Below are 22,752 nucleotides of genomic sequence, written 5' to 3'. Positions count from 1 at the left end.
CATGAGAAGCCGACTTTCCACGGCATACGACGAATCGGGGCGCGCCGCACGGTGTCGCGTCGTGACGGCGCTGCTCGCTGTTGCCCTCATCGTGCTCGTCGGGGCCAACCTGTGCATCGGGAGCGTGCTCGTGCCCGCAGACCACATCCCCGGCATCCTTTCGGGCGGCGCGGCCAATTGCATGGAAAGCCAGGTCATCTGGGAGATTCGCCTGCCGCGCGTGCTTTCAGCCGTGCTTCTCGGCGGGGCACTTTCGCTTTCCGGGTTCCTGCTGCAGACGTTTTTCAACAACCCCATCGCCGACCCGTTCATCTTGGGCGTCTCCTCGGGCGCAAAGTTCGTCGTCGCGCTTACGATGATCGTACTTCTGGGCGCGAACCAGGCCATGTCCTCGCCGGCCATGGTGGCCGCAGCGTTTCTGGGCTCGCTTATCACCATCGGCTTCGTGCTCCTCATCGCACGGCGCATAAGTTCCATGGCCATGCTCATCGTGGCGGGCGTCATGGTGGGATACATCTGCTCGGCGGCGACGAACTTCCTCATCGCCTTCGCCGACGACCAGTCCATCGTGAACCTGCACAACTGGTCTTTGGGTAGCTTCTCGGGTTCGAGCTGGGACGACATCGCGGTCATCGCGGTCGTGGTGATTACCGTGAGCGCATGCGTATTCGCGATATCGAAGCCCCTTTCCGCCTTCCAACTGGGAGAAGCCTACGCGAAAAGCGTCGGCGTGAACGTCGAACGCTTCCGCGTGGTGCTCGTCCTTCTAGCGAGCATGCTCTCCGCCTGCGTGACCGCGTTCGCTGGTCCGATGTCGTTCGTAGGCATCGCGGTTCCGCATCTCGTAAAGTCGGCGCTAAAGTCGTCGAAGCCCATCCGCGTGATTCCTGCGTGCTTCTTGGGAGGCGCCATCTTCTGCGCGGGCTGCGATTTGATCGCGCGCACGCTGTTCTCTCCCGTCGAGCTTTCCATCAGCGCCGTCACCGCCATCTTCGGCGCTCCGGTGGTTATCGCGCTCATGTTGAAGAAGCGGGTGAGGTAGATGGGGGAATTCGTGCCGCGGCCCAAAACGCTCGGAGGGGACATTCCGTGCTTAGACAGTCCTGAGCTCGCACGAAAGCGCCAGAAGGCACTTTCGGCTCGTGCGGAACTCCGCGCGGAACGCCTCCTCCGAGCGGAGCCGAACCTCGAAACTCCGGTCGAAACGCAGGCTGACGGAGCGCCGCTTTTCCGCATAAGCGACCTGTCGGCGGGCTATGACAAGAAGGTCGTAGTCGAAGGCGTCGATCTGGAGGTTCGCGCGGGCGACGCCGTGGCGCTCATCGGGCCGAACGGCTCGGGCAAGTCGACCATCTTGAAAACCATCACACGCCATCTGGCACCGCTTGCCGGCGCGGTCGAGCTCGACGGGCGGGAGATTTCCCGATGGAAGACGGCGGAGTTCGCAAGGAACCTTGCCGTTATGCTGACAGATCGCCCCCGGACCGAGCTCCTCACCTGCCGCGATATCGTAGAGGCGGGAAGGCATCCCTACACCGGACGAATGGGCACACTCTCGCCCAACGACCATAGTCGGGTCGACGAGGCCATGAAAACCGCACATGTGGAAGAGCTCGCCGAGCGCGACTTCATGCAGATAAGCGACGGGCAACGCCAGCGCGTCATACTCGCACGCGCCATCGCGCAGGATCCGCGTGTGCTCGTGCTCGACGAGCCCACGTCGTATCTCGATATCCGCTACCAGATCGACCTGCTGCGAATACTTCGCCACCTTGCGAAATCGCGGAATGTGGCTGTCATCATGTCCATCCACGAACTCGAGCTCGCGCAGAAAAGCGCCGACAAGGTGATTTGCGTGAAGGACGGCCGGGTCTTCCGCGCCGGCGTACCCGAGGACATATTCACGCGCGAGACGATTGGCGAGCTCTACGGCCTTCAACATGGCACCTTCAACGAGCGCTTCGGCAGCGTGGAAATTGGACGCCCGCACGGCGATGCGCACACGTTCGTCATCGCCGGCGCAGGTACGGGGTCGGCTGTGTTTCGCCAGCTCATCCGGCAGGGCAAGGCGTTCTACACGGGCGTTCTGCACGAAGGGGACATCGACTGCGAGCTAGCGCGCGACCTGGCGGCGGAATGCGTGGCCGAGCGCGCCTTCGAGCCGATCGGGGATAAAACCATAGCCCGCGCCAAAGAGCTCCTCGTCCACTGCGCGCGCCTTATCGTGTGCCCCGCCGCCTTCGGCACCATTAACGCCCGCAACGCAGAGCTCGTCGAGTTCGCACGCTCGCACGGTATCGAGGTCATGCGAGCGTGCGAAGGCGCATCGGAGGATTCCCAATTGGGGTGGAAAGGATAAACTGGACTTTCTTTTAAGGATCCTCAGGCTACAGCTCCTACGCCGGCGAGGTCTACAAGGCGCCGGAGAACCTCGTAAACAGGAATTTCCACGCCGACGAGCCCAACCTGCTGTGGCTCACCGACATCACCGAGTTCAGGCTCCCGGGCGGCGAGAAGGTCTACCTGAGCCCGGTCATCGACTGCTTCGGCGGGATGCTCGTCGCCTGGTCGATCGGGCTGCACCCCGACAAGCGCCTCGCGAACTCGAGCCTGCGCCTAATCCAAGCGAGATTCCAGACTCGACAGGCCATTGAGAGTCAGGTCGTTGGCGACCTCCGAGACGCGCTCGATAGGAACCGAGCCGTCAGACAGCGCCCATGTGCGATAGATTCCGATAATACCCGACAGCAAAAACGCCAGATAGTAGTCGAACATCTCGTCCTTGAGACCGTGGGGCAGCAGATCGCGCTCGGCAATCTCGTGCTCGAGCGGCGCACGAAGACGGGCCATAAAATCATCGAGCGGAATGTTCTCGATCAGCTGACGATTGAGCACCAGGTTGTTGCACAGCGCCTCGTTAACGGTTTTAAAAAAGGTCGCCGCCGCGCCCAGGGCGCGCTCGTTGGTGTCACCGTCCATGGAAGCAAGCGTTTTCTCGACCGAGTCGACAATCATCTCCACCACATCGACGGCAATAGCATCGAGCAAGCCATCAACCGTACCAAAGTGCACGTAGAAGGTTTTACGGTCGACATTGGCCTCGCGCGCGATGGCACTCACCGTAATGTCTGCCAGCGGCTTTTCCATGAGCAAGCGCTCAAAAGCGGAAAGGATGGCATTGCGGCTGCGAACGATACGGCGATCAATACGCGGTTTACTGGTGGCCATGGGTGTGTCCCTTCGATATGCGAGCATTCATCAACAGATGAGAGATAATCTACGTAAGAGGATTATCCCCCATACAGCTCAAATATGCCCCGCATCATGAAGAACGCACGACTGCCCTACCGCGACTTAGGGTGCTTCTTCTTATTGAGCGCCGACGGAGATACGCGGATACCGTCGCCCGTCTGGCGCACATAGGCTTTATGAGCCGGCTTAGCGGTCCCAGAAGCCTTCTGAGCGTGCTTCCTGGGATCAACGGTAACAGCATTCGTGGGGTGCGGCTTAGTGGGCGCAGAGGGCGTCTGAGGCTCGCGGCCGAGCTTGCGCATCACGCGATCCCAGCGCGCATGGATACTCTCGTTGTGGGCGCTCTTAAGGCCCAGCAGGGGCGCAGCCAAAATGGTCGGCGCGATAAACGTAATGAGACGCCACAGCAGATAGCCGGCGGTCGAAGCCGACCCAAAGAAATGACCCAAGAACAAAGCAAAGCCGCCCTCAGCGCCACCAGTTCCACCGGGCAAGGGAACCGCAGAGCTCAGCAGCTGGACAAAGGCACTCGCGGCCATGACCGAGAAAAAGTCGACCTCGTGGTGGCCAAAGGCGAGCATCAGAAAATACGGCACCAGATAGAAAAACGCGAGCTGCAGCATGGTGATAAACACGGTGAGCAGCATGGAAGAAAAATGTCCGGCCGAAAGCTTGAACTTCTCGGAGAAGGAGTAGATCTCGCCATCGACAAACGAGCGCCATCCATCGATCTTAGTGGCCGAGACACCTATGCGCTCGAGCCAATTGATGATGCAATGGGCGACGCGCGTGACGGTCTTAGGCATGAGCGCGACGGCGAAGATGCCGAGCAGGATGCAGCAGTGACCGCCAAAACTAAAGACGCACAGCAGCGTCATGTCGCCATAGCGCTCGGCAAAAAACGGCATGCGAGCAAGCAATAGGATAGCGCCCCAGGCAACGAGGCCAAACTGATACACAATAAATCGGGTGAACTGCGTGGCACCCGCTTCGCCCACGTTTTGGCCCGCTTTGGTCAGGCGGTAGATCTGGGCAGGCGTAGAGCCCATCATCATGGGCGTCAGGTTGCCAAAGAAGATGCCACTCGCCTCGACCGAGATCAGGTCGCGAATGCCGACGGGTGAATTGGGGTCGAGCCAGACGGCGATCGCATAGGCCACAATGCCAAAGAACAGATACATAAACATGCAAAGACACGCGACAACGAGCCAGGGCGCCTGGACGCTCGACATAGCAGCCCAGAACTGCCCCATCTGCCCGGTTACCACCAGATAGACGATATAACCCACCAGCACAACGCCGATAAAAATGGCGCCGCGGCGTGCGCTCTTATTGTCATCGCCGCCCGAGGCCTCAACCTCGACCTGGGGCTTGGACGTATGCTGAGAGGACTCCGTCATGAGACTCCTTCTAACAGTCAAAATATCTTGGTTATTGTACCCGTAAGGGTCATAAGCAGAACGCAAAGCTCTTGTTCAAACGGGAATGACAGACAGTTGTTTGATAATAAAAAACCCGGCCTTCCGTGGAAAGACCGGGTATCAGATGCGTGGTAGCCCGTACCAGATTCGAACTGGTGATCTCCGCCTTGAGAGGGCGGCGTCCTAAACCGCTAGACGAACGGGCCATAGGCCTCGGCAGAAAAGAAGTGGTAGCCCGTACCAGATTCGAACTGGTGATCTCCGCCTTGAGAGGGCGGCGTCCTAAACCGCTAGACGAACGGGCCACATGACATCTGCACTGCCGTGCTGCGAGGACATATATTACGGGACAAAAAACATCAGCGCAAGAAGAAATTCCAAATTGCCGAAAAAATTGTCGGCAGGTTATGGAACGCGCAGGTAAACTGGGTAGCTAATTCAAGTTGAGATGGACCAAAAGAGCTTCGCGCTCGTTGGAAATGTTGTCTTCGATCACGGCGTCGAGGGCGGAGTTGAGTAGCTGGCCTAGCTCGGGCCCCGGCTTCACACCGGCGCGGATCAGGTCGCCGCCGTTAATGGCGAGCATCTTGAGCGTATAGGGCTCCCCCGCCTTCAGCAGCTCGTGCGCCATCGCGCGCATCTCCTCAATCGTCTCGACGTAATAGAAGCACGACGGGGCCTTACCAAGTGTGTCAGCACGCTTAAGATCCATGAGCTCGTCCATCAGACGCGGCGTGTCGACGCCCTCGCCCGAAAGCGCGCGCATCATATTGAGCAGGCAGGAGCGCTCGGGGCGCAGCGGCTTGTCATGGTATTTGATGAGCAGGCACACGTCGCGGACCAAGTCGTGCGAAAGCGCCAAGCGATCCATGATGGTGCGCGCCTTCTTGGCCCCGAGCTCGGGGTGACCGTAAAAGTGGCCGCTGCCCGCATGGTCGACCGTAAAGCAATCGGGCTTGGAAACGTCGTGCAAAAACGCCGCCCACATTAGGCTCATTGAGGGTGTAAAGCCGTCGCACAGCGCCAACTCCCCCGCCACCGTCAGCACACGGGCGATATGCTCGTAAACGTTAAACGCATGATAGACGCTGCGCTGATCAAACCCGCGACCCGCTGCCAACTCGGGCACGGCGGCGCAGATGAGCTCGGGGTAGCGCAGCATGGCGTCTCCCCCGTGGCCGGTCGAAAGGATACCCTCGAGCTCAATGCCCACGCGCTCGCGCGCCACAGCATCGAGCAGCGGCGCGCACTCGGCAAGCGCCTGTTTAGTCTTAGGCTCGATCATAAAATCCAGACGGCAGGCAAAACGCACCGCGCGCAGCATGCGAAGCGCGTCCTCGTTAAAACGACGCTTGGGATCTCCAACGGCGCGGATGAGCTTGCGGTCTAGGTCGCCCTGACCATCGTAGCGGTCGACAAGACCACGCTCGGGATGCCAGGCCATAGCGTTAACGGTAAAGTCACGACGCGCCAGATCGTCCTCAAGCGACGCCGCACGCTCCACACTCTGGGGATGGCGGCCGTCGGTGTAAAAGCCGTCTAGGCGGTAGGTGGTGACCTCAATGCGCTCATCATCGCAAATAGCCGTGATGCCGCCAAATTTTATGCCCGACTCAACCACGGCAATATCAGCCGCTTCGAGCGCCTCTTTGGACTCCTGCCACAGGCCGCTGCAGCACATGTCAACATCGTGGCTGGGGCGTCCCATCAGGGCATCACGTACCCAACCGCCCACGTACCAAGCCTCAAGACCTGCTGCCTCAAGCGCACGCAGGACACGGATAGAGGCATCGGTCGGCTGCGTACCGTTGAGCGAAACATTGCACATGCCTATGGCCTCCTGCGACTATCAAATTGGCTATCGATTGCGTCTGCAAGAAGTCTAGCAAGAAACAGCCTCCACTGCACACGCAAGTCCGATAAACAAAAACGCATCCGTCCTGGTCTAAGACGGATGCGAAATAATTGAACTATTCAGGCAAGGTGCCGGAACTAGCAAACCTGACGGATTGCAATACCCTTCTGATACTCATCGACCTTGGCAAAATCGCCCAGACCCGGGCACTCGACCACGTTGGCGCCGGTGGCCATCGAGAGGCGCAGGGCATCCTCGACGCGCTCGGGGGCGTCGTGCCACACGGACAGGAAGGCGGCCAGCGAGGAGTCGCCCGCGCAGACGGTCGACAGCAGCTTGACGTCGAAAGTGCGGTTGGCAAACCAGATGTGCTCGCCGTTGGAGAAGTACGCGCCGTCGCCGCCGAGCGTCAGCAGTACATTCTTAGCGCCCTTGGCGTGCAGCTCGGCCATGGCGCCCTTGACGGACTCGTCGTCGCCACCGCTCACCTTAATGCCAAAGATGTCGAGCAGCTCGTCGTCGTTAGGCTTAATGAGCAACGGCTCCATAGCAATGAGGTCGGCCAGCTGATGGCTCGAGATATCGAGCACGAACTCGGCGCCCTTCGCCTTCACGCGACGCAGGACCTCTGCCAGGAAGCTCTCGGAGGTGTTGGGGGGCAGCGAGCCGCTGATAACCAGGCAGGTCATGTCATCGAGCGAATCGATAAGCTCAAACATCTCCTGCTCGTTGGCTTCGTTGATGGCGGCACCGGCGTTGACCATGTTGTACTCGGTGTCGGGACCGGCGTTGAGGAACACGTTAACACGCGTGATGCCGTCAGTCCACACGGGCTTGACGGGCACGCCCAGGGCCTCGGCGCCCTTAACGATATACTCACCCGAGAAGCCGGCGAAGAAGCCCAGGATCGTGGTGTCGACGCCGTAGTGGTCGAGCGTAAACGAAACGTTGAGACCCTTGCCGTTGGGGGTGTAGACAGCGTTACGGGTGCGGGTAACGGTGTTGGCGGACAAGCCATCGCAGGAGATGTTGTAGTCAATAGCGGGATTTGCAGTAAGCGTGTAAATCATGAATGTTCCTTTCACGAAGCAACGTGTTAATGAAAGTATATTCCACGCTTCGGCAAAAGGCTACAACAACTCGGTGAACGGTGTGGAACGCGTGAAGCGCGGCTCCGAGGTTCGAGTGGGACAAAAAACGGCGCCCCGGTCGAAACCGGGACGCCGTATGCGCACGAGTTTGTCGTGTTTCGCTTACTTGCGATCGAGCTTGCGAACGGCAACGCGCTTGCTGTACTCGTCGACGTGACCAAAGTCGCCGATGCCGACGGACTCAGCAACGTTGGCGCCGGTGGCCATAGCGAGCTTCATGGCCTCCTCGACGTTGTCGCGATCCCTGTACCACTTGTGCAGGAACGCAGCGAGGGTGCAGTCGCCGGCGCAGACGGAAGAGACAAGCTTGATGTTGAACTCACGCTTGGCATACCAGATGTCCTCGCCGTTGGAGAAGTAAGCGTCACCGCGGCTACCACGGGTGAGCAGCACGTTCTGGACGCCGGCCTCGTGAGCCAGCTTCATGGCAACGCGGACCTCGTCGTCGGTGTCGACCGGCACGCCGAAGATAGCCTTCATCTCGTGATGGTTCGGCTTAATGAGCAGCGGCTTCTTGTGAGCGAGCTCCTTGAGCTTGTCGGAGGACAGGTCCAGGACGACGTCGGCGCCACGGGCCTGAGCGTGCTCCATGACCTGAGCCAGGAAGTCGGGCGTAGCTTTGGGAGGCACGGAGCCGGAGACGATCAGGCACTCAAGGTCGCCCGCGGTGTCCAGGATGTTGTAGAGCTCCTCCTGATGCTGCGGCGTGATCGGAGCACCGGGGTTCAGGATGCCGTACTCGTGCTGGCCATCGTTGACGTAGGTGTTGATGCGCGTGATACCGTCGGTCCAGACCGGGCGGCAGAGGCAACCCAGGTTCATGACCTCCTCGACGATGAACTTGCCCGTGAAGCCGGCGAAGAAACCGAGCGCGACGGTGTCGACGCCCATCTTCTTAAAGGCGAAGGACACGTCGAGGCCCTTGCCGTTAGCCGTGTAGCTGGCCGAGCCGGTGCGGACGTTCTCGTCGGGCTCGAGCGGAGAGCTCGAAACCGTCATGTCGACAGCCGGGTTAGCGGTTAGCGTGTAGAACATTTACAGTACCCCCTGTATATGTGAGGGCCGCGTGGCCGGCCCATTCCAACCACGCGGTTACCTCTGATACCAAATTAGCGAGCTGCGGACTCGAGCAGTGCCTTGACCTCGGCAGCGGTGTTGCAGGCGAACGCCTTCTCGGCGAGCTCGTCGCACTCGGCCTTGGTCCACTGGCTGATGGTCTTGCGGGCGCGCAGGATGGACGGAGCGCTCATCGAGAACTCCTCCAGGCCCCAGCTGATCAGCAGCGGCTCGAGCAACGGATCGGCAGCGGCCTCGCCGCACATACCGACCATGATGCCGGCCTTCACGCCGCTCTCGATGATGTTCTTGAGCGAGCGGAGCACGGCGGGATAGTAAACCTGGTACAGGTTGGAGATGGTGTCGTTGCCACGGTCGGCGCACATGGTGTAGCCGATCAGGTCGTTGGTGCCGATGGAGAAGAAGTCGGCGACCTCGGCCAGGCGGTCAGCGAGCAGCGAGGCGGCAGGCGTCTCGACCATGATGCCAACCTCGATGTTCTCGTTGAACTTGCGACCCTCTTCGGTCAGCTCGGCCTTGCACTGCTCGACGAGCTCCTTGACAGCCAAGACTTCCTCGACGCAGGTGACGAGCGGGATCATAATCTTGACGTCACCGAAGGCGCTGGCGCGCAGCAGGGCGCGGAGCTGGACCTTGTACTGGTCGGGGTTGGCCAGGCAGTAACGCACGGCGCGGAAGCCCATGAAGGGGTTCTCTTCCTTGACCATGTGCAGGTACGGAATCTCCTTGTCGCCACCCACATCGAGCGTGCGGATGATGACCGGAGCGCCCTTGAGCGCGCTGGCGACCTTACGGTAGGCGTTGAACTGCTCCTCCTCGGAAGGAAGCTCAGCAGAGTCCATGAACAGGAACTCGGAACGGAACAGGCCGATAGCCTCGGCATCGTGATCGAGCGCGTTGGGCACGTCATCGGGGTTGCCGATGTTGCAGGCAATGATCTTCTTGATGCCGTCGGCAGTCACGGACGGCTTGCCGCGGAAGGCCTCGAGAGCCGCCTTCTCGGCAGCGAAAGCCTCGGCCTTGGCAGTGTAAGCGGCAAGCGTCTCCTCATCGGGATCGGCCTCGACGATACCCTTGCCACCGTCGACGACAACGGTCATGCCGTTGCGCAGTGCGGTGCAGCTGTTGGAAACCGAAAGGACAGCCGGGATCTCGAGGGCGCGCGCAATGATTGCGGAGTGCGACGTGCGGCCACCAGTCTCGGTGACGATACCGGCAACGTGGGCCTTATCGATCGTGGCAGTCATGGACGGCGTGAGGTCGTGCACGACAACGACGGTGTTCTCGGGCAGGACGGAGAGGTCGACGACCTCCTTGCCCAGCAGCTCGGCCAGAATACCGGTGCGGATGTCGGCGATGTCGGCCGCGCGCAGACGGAACATCTCGTCGTCCATGGACAGGAACATGTTCTCGAACATGGTCGAGGTGTCCATGAGCGCCTGCTCGGCGCAGGTGCCGCCGTCAATGGCGGCGTTGATGGCGTCGGTCATGCCCGGATCCTGAGCCAGGACAATGTGTCCGCTCATGATCTCGGCCTCGGCCTCGCCCACCGTCTCCTTCATGTGGTCGGCCTGAGCCTGGGTCTTCTCGCAGAAGACCGAAAGAGCGGTCTGATAGCGCTCCTTCTCTGCTGCCGAATCAGCAACCTCGTGCGGCTCAAACGTCAAGTCGGGATCGACGGCGACCATGACGGTGCCGATACCGATGCCCTCGGAAGCGTTGACTCCCTGATACATTCCCATTCCTCTCTCCGTGTCATGTGATAAAGCGTTTTGCCATATCCATGACAAAAGAGCGCAGCTACCTTAAGACAGGTCACTGCGCCCCCAAATATGAACTTAGTTGTTCAACATGCGACCCGTTTGAGTTCTACTCGCCAAGACCGCTCTTGATGAGCTCGATGGCAGCAGCCAGAGCCTCGGCCTCGTCGGCGCCGTCGCACTTGACCTCGACCTCGGTGCCGCAGGGGATACCAGCAGCCATGAGGGCCATCGGGGACTTGCCGTTGACCTCCTTCTCGGGGGTGACGACCGTCACGTCACAGGCGTACTTGCCCATGGTGGAGGCGAACAGACCAGCCGGACGCATGTGCAGACCCTGAGGATTAACGAGGGTAGCCTTCTCAGAAACCATAGTTGACTCCTTTTTTTGTGTTTAACCCCTGTCATGCATGTGGCAGGAGTCAGATTCACGACGTTGTTTATATTAACTCACATCAAACGGTTTTTCATTGTGTTTCGCACGAATTGTTGGACAGATGTCGTTCGCTGTCCGCTCGCCTGCCGGGCGGGGCGGTTAAGTTTGCTGCTCTACAGTCCTGCGCAAGACGGAAAGCACATTAAGTGCTTTCCTTTGCGTGCGGAACTCGCGACAAACTTAACCGCCCCGCCCGGCAGGCGAGCTGCGGGAACATGCTTCCGTCCAAGAAATATCGTGCAAAAGGAATTCTGGCTGAATTATTGTTCGCGTGGGTGATTCAGTCGATGAGGGCTATTTATGCCCTGTTGGGGACTAAGGAGTGTCCCGGGGTGCCGGCAGGAAAGGAACGTCCCTGAGTGCCGGGTGGTATGAAAAAAGGCGAGGACCCGTAGGGAGTCCTCACCTTTGTTACAGGGGGCGATGTTATTCGCGTACTGTGGGATTAGACCAGGCGGGCGTTGATCGTCTTGGCGATCTCGGCGGCGTCGGTGGAACCCTTGACGGTGCCACGGAAGTCCTCGTCCATGAGCGCCTCGGCAACCTTGGACAGGATCTTGAGGTGCGTGGTGCCAGCCTGTGCACCAGGGATGAGCAGAGCGATGGCCACGTTGACAGGAGCGCCGTCCATGGTATCCCAACCGGTCACGCCGGACTCGTCCTTAACGACGATGACGGCAGCCTCGGTAATGGCGTCGGACTTGGCATGCGGGATGGCGAAGCCCTCCATCATGCCCGTGGTGCCCTCGGCCTCGCGGGCCAAGAAGGCGTTCATCACGGCGTCGGCGTCGCTGGCGATACCGGCCTTGACAGCCTGGTTGGAAACGAAGCTCAGAGCCTCGTCACGAGAAGCGAAGTCCTCGGCGACAAAGACATTCTCAACCTTCACGAAGTCGGCAGCCTCGGCCTTAGGGGCCTCAACGGCAGCGGCCTTGGAAGCCTCAACCGGCTTGGCTACAGGAGCGGCCTTCTGATTCTTCTCGAAGTCGTGCTTCTTGAAGGCCACGAACAGGATGCCACCGACAACAGCACCGATGAGGATCGCGAGGACCCAAAGCGGACCGTTCTCGACAACGGGCAGGACCAGGAAGCCACCGTGAGGCGCCGGATCGTGAACGTTGAACATAATGGTCAGGATCGAAGCGATAGAGGAACCGAGCATCATGATGGGCATGACCGGCCAGATGTTCTTGGTCATGAACGGAATGGCGCCCTCGGTGATGTGGGTGCAACCAAGAATGAGGTTGACGATACCGGCGTCGTGATCCTCCTGGCTAAAGTACTTCTTGCCGACAACGACGGCAAAGGTGGTGATCAGCGGCGGAACGATGCAGGCGGCGGAGACGGCAGCCATGAAGTTGGTGCCGAAGTTGTAGGTATCGGTGCCAACGCCAGCAGCCAGTGCCTCGGTGAGCATAGCGGTACCGGTGACGTAAGCAGCCTTGTTGACCGGGCCACCCATGTCAAAGGCACACATGCAGCCGATGGCAAGACCCAGGACAACGGCGCCAGAGGCGGACAGGCCCTTGAGGAAGTCCATCATGGCAGTGTTGATGGCAGCCATGGGGCCGGAGATGCCGAGCATGACCAGACCGACGATAGCCGTCGAGAACAGCGGGTAAAGGAAGATAGCCTTGAGGCCATCCAGGTTCTTGGGCAGACCGGCAAAGACCTTCTCGAGCAGCAGGATGACATAACCGGCGAGGAAGCCGCCGACGATGCCGCCCAGGAAGCCGAAGCCCACGCCGGCGCCACCGGCGTCGATCATGCCGGTCTCGGCGTTAACAGGCAGGCCCTGGATGGCGATCATACCGGCAACAAAGCCGGGAACGAGCGCCGGGCGCTTGCCGATGGATTCGGCGATGTAGGCGGAAAGCACCGGAACCATGAGGTTCATAGCGATACCGCCGATGATCTTAAGCATAGCGGCAAAGCTGTTGTAGTCAGACGCCGTCGAATCGAAGGACGTGATGCCCCACAGGAACGAAACGGCGGTCAGGACACCACCGGCGACGACGAAGACCAGCATGTGGCTGACGCCGTTCATGAGGTGCTTGTAGATGATGTGGCCGATAGATTCCTTCTCCTCGACCTCATCCTCGACATCGGCAGCAGCCGCAACCGAGTCGTCACCCTTGGCGGCGAGCGCGCGGTCGATCAGCTTACCGGCTGCCTCGACGGACAGGGCCTTGGAAACACCAACGGAAACCATGCGCTTGCCGGCGAAACGCTCCGCCTGGACATCCTTATCGGCTGCGACGACGACGGCCTTGGCACCGGCGATCTCACTCTTGGTGAGCTCGTTCTCGACACCGACCTGGCCATGGGTCTCGACCTTAATGGTCAGACCGCGCTCGGCAGCTGCCTTCTCCAGCGCTTCCTTCGCCATGAAGGTGTGCGCGATACCGGTCGGGCAACCGGTGGCGGCGATGATGTCAAACTTAGCCATGTGTCCCTCCTTTTTAAGTTTTGCGCCCGCAGGCGCTCCCCTACACGCGCGTCCTTGCGCGCTTTTCCACAACTGAAAGATACCAACCTACCGTCCGCGTGAGAAGAGACAAGGAGCAATTCTCCGGTGAAAGGTTCTTTCATAACCGTAAACGGTAGGTGAAAGTTTACCATCAACACTTGAAACGGCAAGGTGTATCTTGTAATTGAAAATCCCCCTATACTATGACAGTACAAAACGAGTCCGATTATCATGCCAACCAGGAGCCATCCATGACCGATAGTAGCAAGAGCGCACTTTCCCTCATTAGTACCCATCAGGGATACAGCGAATCCGAGCAGCGCATTGTCGACTATATATTGGAGCACCAGTCCGAGGCGCCACGCCTCACGGCGGCTCAGCTCTCGCGCGCCGCCGCCACGTCCGAGGCGACCGTTTCGCGCTTCTGCCGCAAGCTTGGCTTTGGCAGCTTCCGCAGCTTTCAGTTTTCGTTGGCGAGGGATTTGGAAAGCCAGCGCAACGAGGGCCTGACTGACGAAGTCTCGCTCGACAATATGGAGCAGAGCCTTAAGAACATCCTGGCTGCCAAGGTGAGCGAGCTTAATGCGACCATCGACGGGATCGACCACGATACGTTGGCGGCTGTTGTGCATGCCCTTAAGCATGCAGGGGTTATTGAGTTTGCGGCTGTGGGAAATACGAACGCGGTCGCGCTCGATGCGACGTTTAAGTTTTCGCAGCTGGGCCTGCGCTGCATGGCGAGCACCATTAGCGAGACATCAATCGGCTTTGCGCTCACGTTGCGCCCGGGTGACGTCATCGTGCTCATCTCAAACTCCGGCAAGTCGCGCCGACTGAATCGCATGGCAAAAGCGGCTCGCGACTGCGGTGCCACCGTAGTCGTCATCAGCAGCGACAGCAAGTCTCCACTCGCGCGCCTGGCAGACTACACTTTTAATACCGTCAACCACGAGGCGCTGCTGACGACGGGTGACTTTGCGTTCTCCAAGATCAGTGCCACGATGATCATCGAAGTTATCTACAACTTCCTGCTGCCCGAGATTGAAGACGCTCGCGAACATATCAGCTACTACGAGGAGCTCATCCAGCCGGACAAGGTCGTTGAGTAAAACGCGTAGTGGGACAAAAATTTCAGTCTATTTTGTCCCACCAACACCGCTGATACAACTTAGCCTCGAGCTTCTTCGAGCATCTGCTTTGCGTGGGCCAAGCTTGCCTCGGACTGATCGCCGCTCAGCATTCGGGCGATCTCTGCGGTACGGGCGTCTCCCGTCACCTCGTCCAGATGCGTCTGGGGAACATCGCCGGGTTCCTTGCTCACCACGTAGTGCTTATCGGCCATGACGGCGACTTGCGCCAAGTGGGTTACGACAATCACTTGATGCGTAGCGGCAAGATCGACCAGCACACCAGCAAGAGCACGAGCCGTGGAGCCGCCGACACCGGCATCGACCTCGTCAAATACCAGTGTATCGACGCCGTCAGCATTACCCAAGACCACCTTGCTCGCGAGCATAACGCGGCTGAGCTCGCCGCCCGACGCAATGCGGCGCAGGGGTCGCGGCGTCAAGCAGGCACCGCTGCGATACAAAAGCTCGTAGCTCGAAGGACCCGCCGGCGTCCACTCGGCGCGCGGAAGATCACGCGACTCCCAAACGAGCTCGGCGCCGCCCATCTCCAAGCGTGCCATCTGACGACCAACCTCGTGGCAGAAGCGCGGGGCCGCCGTATTGCGAGCGCGCTTAAGCGCCTTGGCGGCAGCGAACAGCTCGCGCTCGGCGCTCCCGAGTGCCTCACGCGCCTTTTTGATCTGCTCATCGCCATCATCGACCAGGGACAGCAGCTCTTGCGAGCGATCGCGCATGGCAAAAACATCGTCCATGGTGGGACCCCACTGACGCAACAGGCCCTTGAGGTCGGAATACCGCTCACGCATGCGAGCGAACTCGCGCGGGTCGAAGGCGACGCCATCGCGATAGGCACGAAGCTCGTTCGCGCTATCCTCAAGGGAGATGCAGGCATCCGAAAGCGCATCGGCAATGTCGCCCAGTTTGCGATCGACGGTAGCCATACGGGAAAGCTCGGCCACGGCGCTGTTCACGGCATCGAGCGCTCCACCTTCGGCGGCAAGCGATGCATGGGCATCGTTAGCTGTGGCAACCAGTACCTCGGCATGTTCGGAGCGCGGCAGCAGTTCCTCGAGTTCCTCATACTCGCCCGGCTTGGGGTCGACCGCGCCGATGCGCTCGAGGGCAAAGCGAGCCTCCTCGACACGGCTCCCCTGCGCACGCGAGGCTTCCTCCACACGGCGAAGCTCCTTGGCGGCGTCACGCGAAGCCTTAAAACAGGCGCGATACTTCTCGAGCGCCTCATGCGCTGCGCGTCCAGCCCAGGCATCGACCATGGCAACATGATGCGCCGGATCGAGCAAGCGCTGGTGCTCGTGCTGACCGCAAAGATCCATCATGACGCCGACGCGCTCCGAAAGCTCACGCACGCTGGCGATGCGGCCGTCAATTTTTACGCGACTGCGGCCTTCGGCAGAAAGGCTGCGCTGCACGGTGAAACCCTCCGAGTCGTGCGGGCCATCGAACAAGCGCGCCTCGACGCTGGCAAGCTCCTCTCCCTCGCGCACCGTCGACGAATCTGCACGCTCGCCCAATATGAGCTTGAGCGCCGAAAGCAGCGCGGTCTTACCGGCACCGGTCTCGCCGGTCAGGACAGTCAGGCCAGCACTCGGAACCAGCGTCGCCTCACGAATGAGTGCAATGTTAGAAACCTGCAGCTCATCGATCATGACGCACTCCGTAGAACACGCGGCTCACCGAGTTATAGAAGCTCTCGGGGCCGTAATCCAGCAGCAACACATCGCCGGGACCGCGACGCACCGCCACGCTCTCGACCGTGCCATCGCAGGTAATAAACTGTCCGTCGATGGCAATCGCCGGCACGCTCGGACGATCATCGGACATAAAGATCTCGACGACATCACTCGGCGAGGTCAAAAAAGCGCGAGCCTGAATGGTATGCGGAGCGATGGGCACACAGACCATACCCGTGTAATCGGGGCTGACGATGGGGCCGCCGGCGGAAAGCGCATAGCCGGTAGAGCCAGTCGCCGTCGACACGACGACACCGTCACCGCGCAGGCGATCGATATGATGGCCGGAAACCGTGATGTCAAATTCGACCATATCGGAAAGAGGTCCGCGCGTAAGTGCCATATCGTTGAGGGCAAACGTGCGCACGACATCCTTCGTGCCATCTTCGCGCACCGAAACGATATCGGCGGCGATGGTGGCGCGGCGGCTCACGTGGAGCTCGCCGGACAGGGCATCGCTCACAACCTGCAAAATGTCGCGCTCCTCGGGGCTCGCGGCCGTTAAAAAGCCCAGGTGACCATAGGAAAGACCAAGGATAGGAATCTCGCGATGGTTGAGGATGCGGGCAGCGCGCAGCAACGTACCGTCGCCGCCGAGCGTAATGACCAGATCTGAGCCATCAATATCAGGCGCGCTTTGAATCTTCGATCGCTGGTCGGCAGCCCATGCGACCTCGTAGCCCTGGCGCGAAAGCCAAAGCTCGAGCATCAGGCCGCTCTCGACCGCCTCTTGCTTGTAGTAATTGGGAACCAGAAAGACCTTCATAGCGTTGCAGCTTTCTCGCTCAAAGCCGATACCTGGGATTGCAGCTCATCGTCGGTGCGTTCACCAGGGGCAAACCTTGTGCCGTACAGGAAAAACTCAACGTTGCCCTTAGCGCCATGGATGGGCGACACGCACACGTCAAGCGGGAACAGGCCCTTGGCGGCAAAAAGCTCAATCGCCGCCACGAGCGTATCGCGGCGGACGGCGGGGTCGGTCACGATACCGCGCTCGCCCACCAGCGCAGCCGGCGCCTCAAACTGGGGCTTTACGAGCGTGCAGAACGAACCCGAAGGCTTCAGGCACGCCAGCACGGCGTCGATGATATTCGCGATGCCGGTAAACGAGACATCACATACAGCCAGGTCGATGGCACCGGCATAGCCAAGCTCAGGCAGCTGCGTCACGTTTGTGCGCTCATGCAGCGTCACGCGATCATCCTGACGCAACGACCAATCGAACTGGGCGCGACCCACGTCCACCGAGACAACGGTCGCAGCTCCGCGCTTGAGCAGGCAATCGGTAAAGCCGCCGGTAGAGCAGCCCACATCCAGACAGCTAAGGCCCGTCGGATTGATGCCAAACGCATCAAGCGCGCCTTCGAGCTTAAGACCGCCGCGGCCAACATAGGGAATGCGCCCCTTCACGTGCAGTGGCAGACCCGGAATCACCTTAAGGCCCGGCGAAGTCAAGCGCTCGCCGCCACTCGAGACCAATCCGGCCATAAGAGTGCGAAGGGCATCCGCGCGATCGGCGCAGATGCCCTGTGAAATCAGTTCGTCATCAAGACGCACGCGTTTCATGAATGCCATCAACCATTCGTATCCGGAGATGCGGCCTAGCTATCCTGGGATTCGTTTGCCGCATCCTCATCGTATTCCTGCTCGAGCTTATCGGCCTCACGCGGCGTCAGCTCAAACTTGTTGACCATATCGACCGCGCGGGAGCCCAGCTCAATCGCTTCGTCAAACAGATCGAGTGAACGCTCCAAGGACGTATCCTTGGAGCGAACGGTAGCGATGATCTGGTCCAGACGGTCCGAAATCTCGTCAAAGTTGCGGACAGAACCCTCTGGCATGGCTACTCCTCGACGGAGTCGGCCTCGACGGCCTCAGCAGCGTCCACATCCTCGGCAAGTACACCGGCGGTAGCCTGAGCGGCAGCGACCTTGGCGGCAGCCTCAGCAGCCTGGACCTCCTCGCGAGCGCGATCCTCGGCCAGCAGTTCCTGGTACAGGTCCTCGCCCGGCAACTCCTCGCTGCGCGCGATCTTGCCCAGCACGCCGTTGACGAACGACGCGGACTGGTCGGTGCCATAGGCCTTGGCAAGTTCGACGGCCTCGTTGATCACGATGGCGTCCGAGACCTCCTCGTCGGTGAGGAAACGCATCTCATAGACGGCGATACGCAGCAGATTGCGGTCGGCGCCGGGCATGCGCATAAGATCCCAGTTCTTGGCGACGGCGCGCAGAGCGCAGTCGATGCGATCGATATGCTCGTAGGCACCGCGGCACAGCTCCAGCGCATAGGGGTCGAGGGGGCCCTTCGAGATCAGGAAATCGCCCTCGAGGACGCGCTCGAGCGGGCTGTCCGTGGCCTCGGCCTGGAACAGCAGCTGCAGCGCCTGACTGCGGGCAAGCGTGCGCCCGCGATAAACCTTAAGGCTCAAAGGTTACTCCTTGGGGAAAACGAGGCCGTCAATGCAAACGTCAACGCGCTCGACCTCGACGCCCACCTGAGCATCGATGGCAGCGACCACGGCAGCGCGAACGGCCTCGGCGAGTTTCTTGAACGGATAGCCAAAGAACACCACAACGCGCACGGTGAGTGCGAGCTTGTCGCCGACGACCTCGGTCTCGACCGCCGGCTCGGAAGCCGGGGCCTTGGACGAGAGCATCATGGAGACAAGGTTGGTGGCAAGGTCCTTGACGCCAACGGAGGCGATGCCCTCGACATCGGACACGGCGCGCGAGACGATGGCGGTCAGAACATCGGGCGAAATGCCGATGCCGTCAATCTTGATTTCCTGGGGCATGAGTCCTCCTAGAAGAGTTGGTTGCTAGACGCGGGAGACGAACTTGCCGTCGCGGGTGTCAACCTTGATGACCTCGCCCTCGTTGAGGTACATGGGGACCTGGATGACAGCGCCGGTGTCGATCGTGGCCGGCTTGGTGGAACCCTGGACGGTGTCGCCCTTAAAGCCCGGGTCGGTCTGGACGATGGTGGTCTCGATGAACATCGGCGGAGTCACGCCCATGAGCTCATCGTCGGCGAAGAGCAGCTGGCAGATGTCGTTCTCGCGCAGCCACTTGGAGTTCTCGCCCACCATGTCCTCGGGAACGGGAACCTGCTCATAGGATTCGTTGTCCATGAAGATGTAGTCGGTGCCATCGTTGTAGAGGTACTGGAACTCACGGGTGGTGAGCATGACGCTCTCGAACTTGGTGCCGGCGTTGCAGGTGTTCTCGACGACGCGGCCGCTCTTGATGTCGCGGGTCTTGTAGCGCACAAACGCGCCGCCCTTGCCCGGCTTGACATGCTGGAACTCGACGATGGTGTAGACCTTGTCCTTAATGCGGAGACCGAGGCCGTTCTTGAAGTCGGCGGTAGAAATGGTAGGCATAGCGACCTTTCTTGTTATGGGCAGAACGCACAAGCGTCCAAATTACATACGAGCGAAATTATACACTTGCAGACGGCGCCTGCAGCGAGCGCATAAAAAGAGAACGCGGGGCGTCCGAATTGCTCCGGAGGCCCCGCCCCAAAAATCTATCGAAATGGGCTAGCAATCGATGACGTGAAGGTCATGCGGCGTCTTGGTGAAGGGCTCGTAGCCGTTCTCGGTGACCACGCCGTAGTCCTCCAGGCGCACGCCGCCCACGCCGGGCAGGTAGACGCCGGGCTCCATGGTGATAACCGAGCCGACCTCGATGATATTCTTGCTGCGGTTGAAGTTGGGCAGCTCGTGGATGTCAATGCCCACGCCGTGGCCCAGACCATGGTTGTAGTAATCGCCATAGCCGGCATCGCCAATGATCTTCTTGGAAAGCTTGAAAATGTCGTTGCCCTCGACGCCCGGATGGATGGCGGCGACGCACTCCTCGTGCGCACGGCGCACGAGCGCGTACAAGTCGAGCTGCTCCTGCGTGGGCTCGCCCATCACGACGGTACGAGTCATGTCGGAGCGGTAGTCGCAATAGCCCGCGCCATAATCCATGAGAACGAAGTCGCCCTTCTCGATCACGCGGTCGCTCGGGACGGCATGCGGGTTGGCGGTGTTGGGGCCGCTCGCCACGATGGAGCCGAAGGCCAGGCTGTCGGCGCCGTTGGCGAACATAAAGTTCTCGAGCTCGTTGCGAACCTGCTTCTCGGTCATACCGGGCTTAATATAGCCGAGCATGTGCTGGAAGGCGGCGTCGGTAATCGACTGCGCATGGCGCATGAGCTCGATCTCCTCGGCGTCCTTGATGGCGCGCATCTTGCGAATGTCGTCATGCATCAGCGGCAGCATGCAGGCGACGGAACGATCCTCAAGGCCACGCTGGATACCCTGGTAGAAGTTGATCTGCATGTCGTCCTCGATAGCGCAGACACGGCACTTGTTAGCCGCGATCTTGCCGGCGACCCAACCGGGGATGGTGCCCTCGTCCATGTCGTAGACCCAGGGGCTGCCGGCGGACGTGTTCTCCTCAAAGCTGTTGAGATAGCGTGAGTCGGTATGGAACAGGCACTGGTCGGCCGTAATAAATGCAGCGTGCGGGAACTCGAAGGTGTAGTCGAAGACGCCCTTCACGCCCGTGAGCCAACGAAGGTTGGCCTCGTCGCGCACGACGATAGCGTCGTAGCCGCGCTCAGCCATCAGGGCACGGACACGCTCGATACGACCGGCAGGACCGGCAGCAAACTCAGACATGCAGATTCCTTTCTTATTGTCCTCATAAAAGCGGGACGGGCCTCGATCGAAAGATGGAATCGCGCGCGATTCGCAACCGATTGGAAACCCGCCCCTCAACATGATACGAAAGACGATGTATGTCAATAAATCCTAGAGAAGTTCTTTACGAGAAGCCAAGTATGCGTGAGCATGGCGGTCGAGAACCTCGTCCTCAACGCTCGTTAGACGAATGGCGCCGAGCGCCGCGGGCAGCGGCAACATGCTGCGGTTCGAGCGAACAAACTGCTGCCTGCGGAACTCCTCGATATATGCGGCAGGCTCCAGATCGAAGGCAAGCTCCTCGATACCAAAGTCCTCCAGGCAGTCATCGACCTCAAAGACGTAATCGATATCAAAGTCGCAGGCATCATGTGCTAGGCGCGCCTCAAAGCGCATGCCCTCGGACAGCAGCTGGTAGGCAGGAACCTGCGCCGCGGCTTTGCCCAGGCAGACGCGCAGAGTACGCTCCCCTGTCTTGCCAAAATCGAGCGCATGGCGGGCGCTCGGGTTCGTGGCCATCAGTACGTCCTTACGGGCAGTCTGAGACCACTGAACGGCATTGACGAGCGCGACCTCCTCGCCCGCGAGAATCTCGGGGACGGTCTCAGCAAACTGATTCCAGCGGGACTTGCTGCTCGAAAGCATGGTGCCAACAAGTACCGCATAGCCGAGCTTGAGGTCCTCGGGGTCCGCCTCGCGAACAAGGTCGAGGTCGCACACGACCAAGCCCGGCTCGGGACGGAACGCGATAGCGGGAAGCGCATTCGTAGACGAGGCGACAAGCGGCTTCATGGTCGTCGCAACCGTGAGCATGGCGTCGAACGTCGTCGGCAGCAAGGCGCACTCGGTGCGACCGCACCACTGATTGGCACACCAACAAACGACCGAGCAGGTCGCCGTGTCACCGACAGCGACAACGAGATCGTCGCAGGTAATGCCGTTAGCCGACAGGGCGCCAAAGACGGTATCGGCATCGGCCAGCGTAGCACCGGCAGGAGAAACCTCGAGGACGAGCAGCGACACGGCAAAACCGGCGTCGACCAGCGCATGCTCGACGACCTCGCCAAAACGCTCGGATGTAGCGTCGTTCCAAACCACCATCGCGCGCTTAGGCTTGCCCACGGCCGAGGCAAACATGCGCGACAGCTCCTCGAACGCGCCCAATCCAACGCGGACATCGATACTGCGGTTTTGGAAATTGATAAGTTGACGGCGAATCATAGCAGTCCACGCTCCAAAAGCATCTCGGCACAAAGGTAGGAAACGTCCTCGAAGGACTTGTTGCGAATATCAAGGGTAATATCGGCGGCCTGGCGATACAGCGGACGGCGATGCTCAAACAGGCGCGCAGCGTGCTCGGGCGAGCGGAAATCGGGCCGGGTATCGGAGCGGCGAATCTGGCGCAACGAGTCCTCAAAGTCGCCTTCGAGGTACACGCATATACCCATCTCATGCATCAGCTCAATGTTCACCGGCGTCTCGACGATGCCACCCCCGCACGACACCAGCAGGCTGCGCTCGCTTTGAAGCGAACGGAGTGCCGAGGTCTCAAGCTCGCGAAAACGATCCTCGCCCTCGGTCTCAAATATCTCGGTCACCGACTTGCCACATCGACGCACAACCAAACGATCGGTATCGATAAAACGCCGCTTGAACATAGTGCCCACATTGCGCGCAAGCGTCGATTTGCCCACGCCCAAAAAGCCGATAAAGAAGATATGGTCGCAGCCGTGTTTGATGTGCTGAGACATGG

Annotated in this window: 21 protein-coding genes, 2 tRNA genes and 1 pseudogene; 4 read left to right on the top strand and 20 right to left on the bottom strand. The window is 60.1% G+C overall.

Going from position 1 to position 22,752, the window contains the following annotated elements; all coding sequences use genetic code 11:
- Nucleotide 1 precedes the first annotated feature (1 nt).
- The 3 genes and pseudogenes from DXC99_RS04070 to DXC99_RS04060 form a co-directional block, all read left to right on the top strand.
- A complete protein-coding gene (locus tag DXC99_RS04070) occupies nucleotides 2-1,042 on the top strand; it encodes an iron ABC transporter permease (RefSeq protein ID WP_117629329.1) in 1,041 nt (346 codons plus the stop codon).
- Nucleotides 1,043-2,359: an ABC transporter ATP-binding protein gene (locus DXC99_RS04065; protein WP_117629328.1), complete on the top strand. Its 1,317-nt coding sequence runs from the start codon at nucleotides 1,043-1,045 to the stop codon at nucleotides 2,357-2,359. It begins immediately after the preceding gene.
- A gap of 29 nt (nucleotides 2,360-2,388) precedes the next feature.
- A pseudogene (locus DXC99_RS04060) lies at nucleotides 2,389-2,613 on the top strand (DDE-type integrase/transposase/recombinase); the annotation flags it as partial.
- A gap of 3 nt (nucleotides 2,614-2,616) precedes the next feature.
- Here the strand turns inward: DXC99_RS04060 and DXC99_RS04055 are convergent.
- The 10 genes from DXC99_RS04055 to DXC99_RS04010 form a co-directional block, all read right to left on the bottom strand.
- On the bottom strand, nucleotides 2,617-3,228 hold the full coding sequence (locus tag DXC99_RS04055) for a TetR/AcrR family transcriptional regulator (protein ID WP_055250431.1): 612 nt from the start codon (nucleotides 3,226-3,228) through the stop codon (nucleotides 2,617-2,619).
- Between the two features lie 116 nt (nucleotides 3,229-3,344).
- The gene (locus DXC99_RS04050; protein WP_055250433.1) at nucleotides 3,345-4,652 is read right to left on the bottom strand and encodes a lysylphosphatidylglycerol synthase transmembrane domain-containing protein; all 1,308 of its coding nucleotides are present in this window, start codon (nucleotides 4,650-4,652) and stop codon (nucleotides 3,345-3,347) included.
- A 150-nt stretch (nucleotides 4,653-4,802) separates the two neighbouring features.
- Nucleotides 4,803-4,879: transfer RNA gene (locus tag DXC99_RS04045), tRNA-Glu, on the bottom strand.
- 22 nt (nucleotides 4,880-4,901) lie between these two features.
- Nucleotides 4,902-4,978 (bottom strand) — tRNA-Glu (locus DXC99_RS04040).
- Between the two features lie 128 nt (nucleotides 4,979-5,106).
- Nucleotides 5,107-6,501, bottom strand: a complete 1,395-nt coding sequence (locus DXC99_RS04035) for a CCA tRNA nucleotidyltransferase (RefSeq protein ID WP_117629327.1) — start codon at nucleotides 6,499-6,501, stop codon at nucleotides 5,107-5,109.
- 164 nt (nucleotides 6,502-6,665) lie between these two features.
- The gene (locus DXC99_RS04030; protein WP_117583462.1) at nucleotides 6,666-7,598 is read right to left on the bottom strand and encodes a 1-phosphofructokinase family hexose kinase; all 933 of its coding nucleotides are present in this window, start codon (nucleotides 7,596-7,598) and stop codon (nucleotides 6,666-6,668) included.
- Between the two features lie 183 nt (nucleotides 7,599-7,781).
- A complete protein-coding gene (locus tag DXC99_RS04025; RefSeq protein WP_055250439.1) occupies nucleotides 7,782-8,714 on the bottom strand; it encodes a 1-phosphofructokinase family hexose kinase in 933 nt (310 codons plus the stop codon).
- A 74-nt stretch (nucleotides 8,715-8,788) separates the two neighbouring features.
- Nucleotides 8,789-10,492 carry a phosphoenolpyruvate--protein phosphotransferase gene (gene ptsP, locus DXC99_RS04020; RefSeq protein ID WP_117629326.1) on the bottom strand — a complete coding sequence of 568 codons (1,704 nt, stop codon included), beginning with the start codon at nucleotides 10,490-10,492 and terminating at the stop codon, nucleotides 8,789-8,791.
- Between the two features lie 133 nt (nucleotides 10,493-10,625).
- Nucleotides 10,626-10,889 carry an HPr family phosphocarrier protein gene (locus tag DXC99_RS04015; protein ID WP_022094575.1) on the bottom strand — a complete coding sequence of 88 codons (264 nt, stop codon included), beginning with the start codon at nucleotides 10,887-10,889 and terminating at the stop codon, nucleotides 10,626-10,628.
- Between the two features lie 508 nt (nucleotides 10,890-11,397).
- Complete coding sequence (locus DXC99_RS04010; protein ID WP_117629325.1) at nucleotides 11,398-13,401, bottom strand: fructose-specific PTS transporter subunit EIIC; 2,004 nt, start codon at nucleotides 13,399-13,401, stop codon at nucleotides 11,398-11,400.
- A gap of 272 nt (nucleotides 13,402-13,673) precedes the next feature.
- Here DXC99_RS04010 and DXC99_RS04005 point away from each other — a divergent pair, with 272 nt between their 5' ends.
- Complete coding sequence (locus DXC99_RS04005) at nucleotides 13,674-14,531, top strand: MurR/RpiR family transcriptional regulator (RefSeq protein WP_117806188.1); 858 nt, start codon at nucleotides 13,674-13,676, stop codon at nucleotides 14,529-14,531.
- A 59-nt stretch (nucleotides 14,532-14,590) separates the two neighbouring features.
- Here DXC99_RS04005 and DXC99_RS04000 read toward each other — a convergent pair whose 3' ends face one another.
- The 10 genes from DXC99_RS04000 to DXC99_RS03955 form a co-directional block, all read right to left on the bottom strand.
- Complete coding sequence (locus DXC99_RS04000; protein ID WP_117629323.1) at nucleotides 14,591-16,219, bottom strand: DNA repair protein RecN; 1,629 nt, start codon at nucleotides 16,217-16,219, stop codon at nucleotides 14,591-14,593.
- A complete protein-coding gene (locus DXC99_RS03995) occupies nucleotides 16,209-17,069 on the bottom strand; it encodes an NAD(+)/NADH kinase (protein WP_117629322.1) in 861 nt (286 codons plus the stop codon). The genes DXC99_RS04000 and DXC99_RS03995 overlap by 11 nt, the downstream gene beginning before the upstream one ends.
- Nucleotides 17,066-17,869 carry a TlyA family RNA methyltransferase gene (locus DXC99_RS03990; protein ID WP_117629399.1) on the bottom strand — a complete coding sequence of 268 codons (804 nt, stop codon included), beginning with the start codon at nucleotides 17,867-17,869 and terminating at the stop codon, nucleotides 17,066-17,068. The genes DXC99_RS03995 and DXC99_RS03990 overlap by 4 nt, the downstream gene beginning before the upstream one ends.
- A gap of 35 nt (nucleotides 17,870-17,904) precedes the next feature.
- Nucleotides 17,905-18,144, bottom strand: coding sequence for an exodeoxyribonuclease VII small subunit (locus DXC99_RS03985; RefSeq protein WP_117629321.1), 240 nt, complete (start codon nucleotides 18,142-18,144; stop codon nucleotides 17,905-17,907).
- Between the two features lie 2 nt (nucleotides 18,145-18,146).
- Complete coding sequence (nusB, locus tag DXC99_RS03980) at nucleotides 18,147-18,734, bottom strand: transcription antitermination factor NusB (protein ID WP_117629320.1); 588 nt, start codon at nucleotides 18,732-18,734, stop codon at nucleotides 18,147-18,149.
- 3 nt (nucleotides 18,735-18,737) lie between these two features.
- Nucleotides 18,738-19,100, bottom strand: coding sequence for an Asp23/Gls24 family envelope stress response protein (locus tag DXC99_RS03975; RefSeq protein WP_117629319.1), 363 nt, complete (start codon nucleotides 19,098-19,100; stop codon nucleotides 18,738-18,740).
- Nucleotides 19,101-19,124: 24 nt separating this feature from the next.
- Nucleotides 19,125-19,688, bottom strand: coding sequence for an elongation factor P (gene efp / locus DXC99_RS03970; protein ID WP_006233983.1), 564 nt, complete (start codon nucleotides 19,686-19,688; stop codon nucleotides 19,125-19,127).
- A gap of 159 nt (nucleotides 19,689-19,847) precedes the next feature.
- The gene (locus tag DXC99_RS03965; protein ID WP_117629318.1) at nucleotides 19,848-20,978 is read right to left on the bottom strand and encodes a Xaa-Pro peptidase family protein; all 1,131 of its coding nucleotides are present in this window, start codon (nucleotides 20,976-20,978) and stop codon (nucleotides 19,848-19,850) included.
- Nucleotides 20,979-21,110: 132 nt separating this feature from the next.
- Entirely contained in the window at nucleotides 21,111-22,220 is a 1,110-nt protein-coding gene (locus DXC99_RS03960; RefSeq protein ID WP_117629317.1) for a hypothetical protein, read from the bottom strand.
- Nucleotides 22,217-22,750 carry a shikimate kinase gene (locus DXC99_RS03955; RefSeq protein WP_117629316.1) on the bottom strand — a complete coding sequence of 178 codons (534 nt, stop codon included), beginning with the start codon at nucleotides 22,748-22,750 and terminating at the stop codon, nucleotides 22,217-22,219. Before DXC99_RS03955 ends, DXC99_RS03960 begins: the two co-directional genes overlap by 4 nt.
- Between the last annotated feature and the right edge of the window lie 2 nt (nucleotides 22,751-22,752).

This window comes from Collinsella sp. TF10-11AT, assembly GCF_003437565.1.
In the GTDB taxonomy this organism is placed as follows: Bacteria; Actinomycetota; Coriobacteriia; order Coriobacteriales; family Coriobacteriaceae; genus Collinsella.
The sequence above is the reverse complement of the archived record's forward strand: the minus strand, read 5'-3'. Positions and strand labels throughout refer to the sequence as shown.

Coding starts and splice junctions, on each gene's coding strand:
- DXC99_RS04050 (WP_055250433.1), bottom strand. CDS start 4,652: ATGACGGAGTCCTCTCAGCATACGTCCAAGCCCCAGGTCGAGGTTGAG.
- DXC99_RS04015 (WP_022094575.1), bottom strand. CDS start 10,889: ATGGTTTCTGAGAAGGCTACCCTCGTTAATCCTCAGGGTCTGCACATG.
- DXC99_RS04000 (WP_117629323.1), bottom strand. CDS start 16,219: ATGATCGATGAGCTGCAGGTTTCTAACATTGCACTCATTCGTGAGGCG.
- efp (WP_006233983.1), bottom strand. CDS start 19,688: ATGCCTACCATTTCTACCGCCGACTTCAAGAACGGCCTCGGTCTCCGC.
- DXC99_RS03995 (WP_117629322.1), bottom strand. CDS start 17,069: ATGAAGGTCTTTCTGGTTCCCAATTACTACAAGCAAGAGGCGGTCGAG.
- DXC99_RS04010 (WP_117629325.1), bottom strand. CDS start 13,401: ATGGCTAAGTTTGACATCATCGCCGCCACCGGTTGCCCGACCGGTATC.
- DXC99_RS03960 (WP_117629317.1), bottom strand. CDS start 22,220: ATGATTCGCCGTCAACTTATCAATTTCCAAAACCGCAGTATCGATGTC.
- DXC99_RS04035 (WP_117629327.1), bottom strand. CDS start 6,501: ATGTGCAATGTTTCGCTCAACGGTACGCAGCCGACCGATGCCTCTATC.
- DXC99_RS04005 (WP_117806188.1), top strand. CDS start 13,674: ATGACCGATAGTAGCAAGAGCGCACTTTCCCTCATTAGTACCCATCAG.
- DXC99_RS04070 (WP_117629329.1), top strand. CDS start 2: ATGAGAAGCCGACTTTCCACGGCATACGACGAATCGGGGCGCGCCGCA.
- DXC99_RS03985 (WP_117629321.1), bottom strand. CDS start 18,144: ATGCCAGAGGGTTCTGTCCGCAACTTTGACGAGATTTCGGACCGTCTG.
- DXC99_RS03975 (WP_117629319.1), bottom strand. CDS start 19,100: ATGCCCCAGGAAATCAAGATTGACGGCATCGGCATTTCGCCCGATGTT.
- ptsP (WP_117629326.1), bottom strand. CDS start 10,492: ATGTATCAGGGAGTCAACGCTTCCGAGGGCATCGGTATCGGCACCGTC.
- DXC99_RS03965 (WP_117629318.1), bottom strand. CDS start 20,978: ATGTCTGAGTTTGCTGCCGGTCCTGCCGGTCGTATCGAGCGTGTCCGT.
- DXC99_RS03955 (WP_117629316.1), bottom strand. CDS start 22,750: ATGTCTCAGCACATCAAACACGGCTGCGACCATATCTTCTTTATCGGC.
- DXC99_RS04065 (WP_117629328.1), top strand. CDS start 1,043: ATGGGGGAATTCGTGCCGCGGCCCAAAACGCTCGGAGGGGACATTCCG.
- DXC99_RS04055 (WP_055250431.1), bottom strand. CDS start 3,228: ATGGCCACCAGTAAACCGCGTATTGATCGCCGTATCGTTCGCAGCCGC.
- DXC99_RS03990 (WP_117629399.1), bottom strand. CDS start 17,869: ATGAAACGCGTGCGTCTTGATGACGAACTGATTTCACAGGGCATCTGC.
- DXC99_RS04030 (WP_117583462.1), bottom strand. CDS start 7,598: ATGATTTACACGCTTACTGCAAATCCCGCTATTGACTACAACATCTCC.
- DXC99_RS04025 (WP_055250439.1), bottom strand. CDS start 8,714: ATGTTCTACACGCTAACCGCTAACCCGGCTGTCGACATGACGGTTTCG.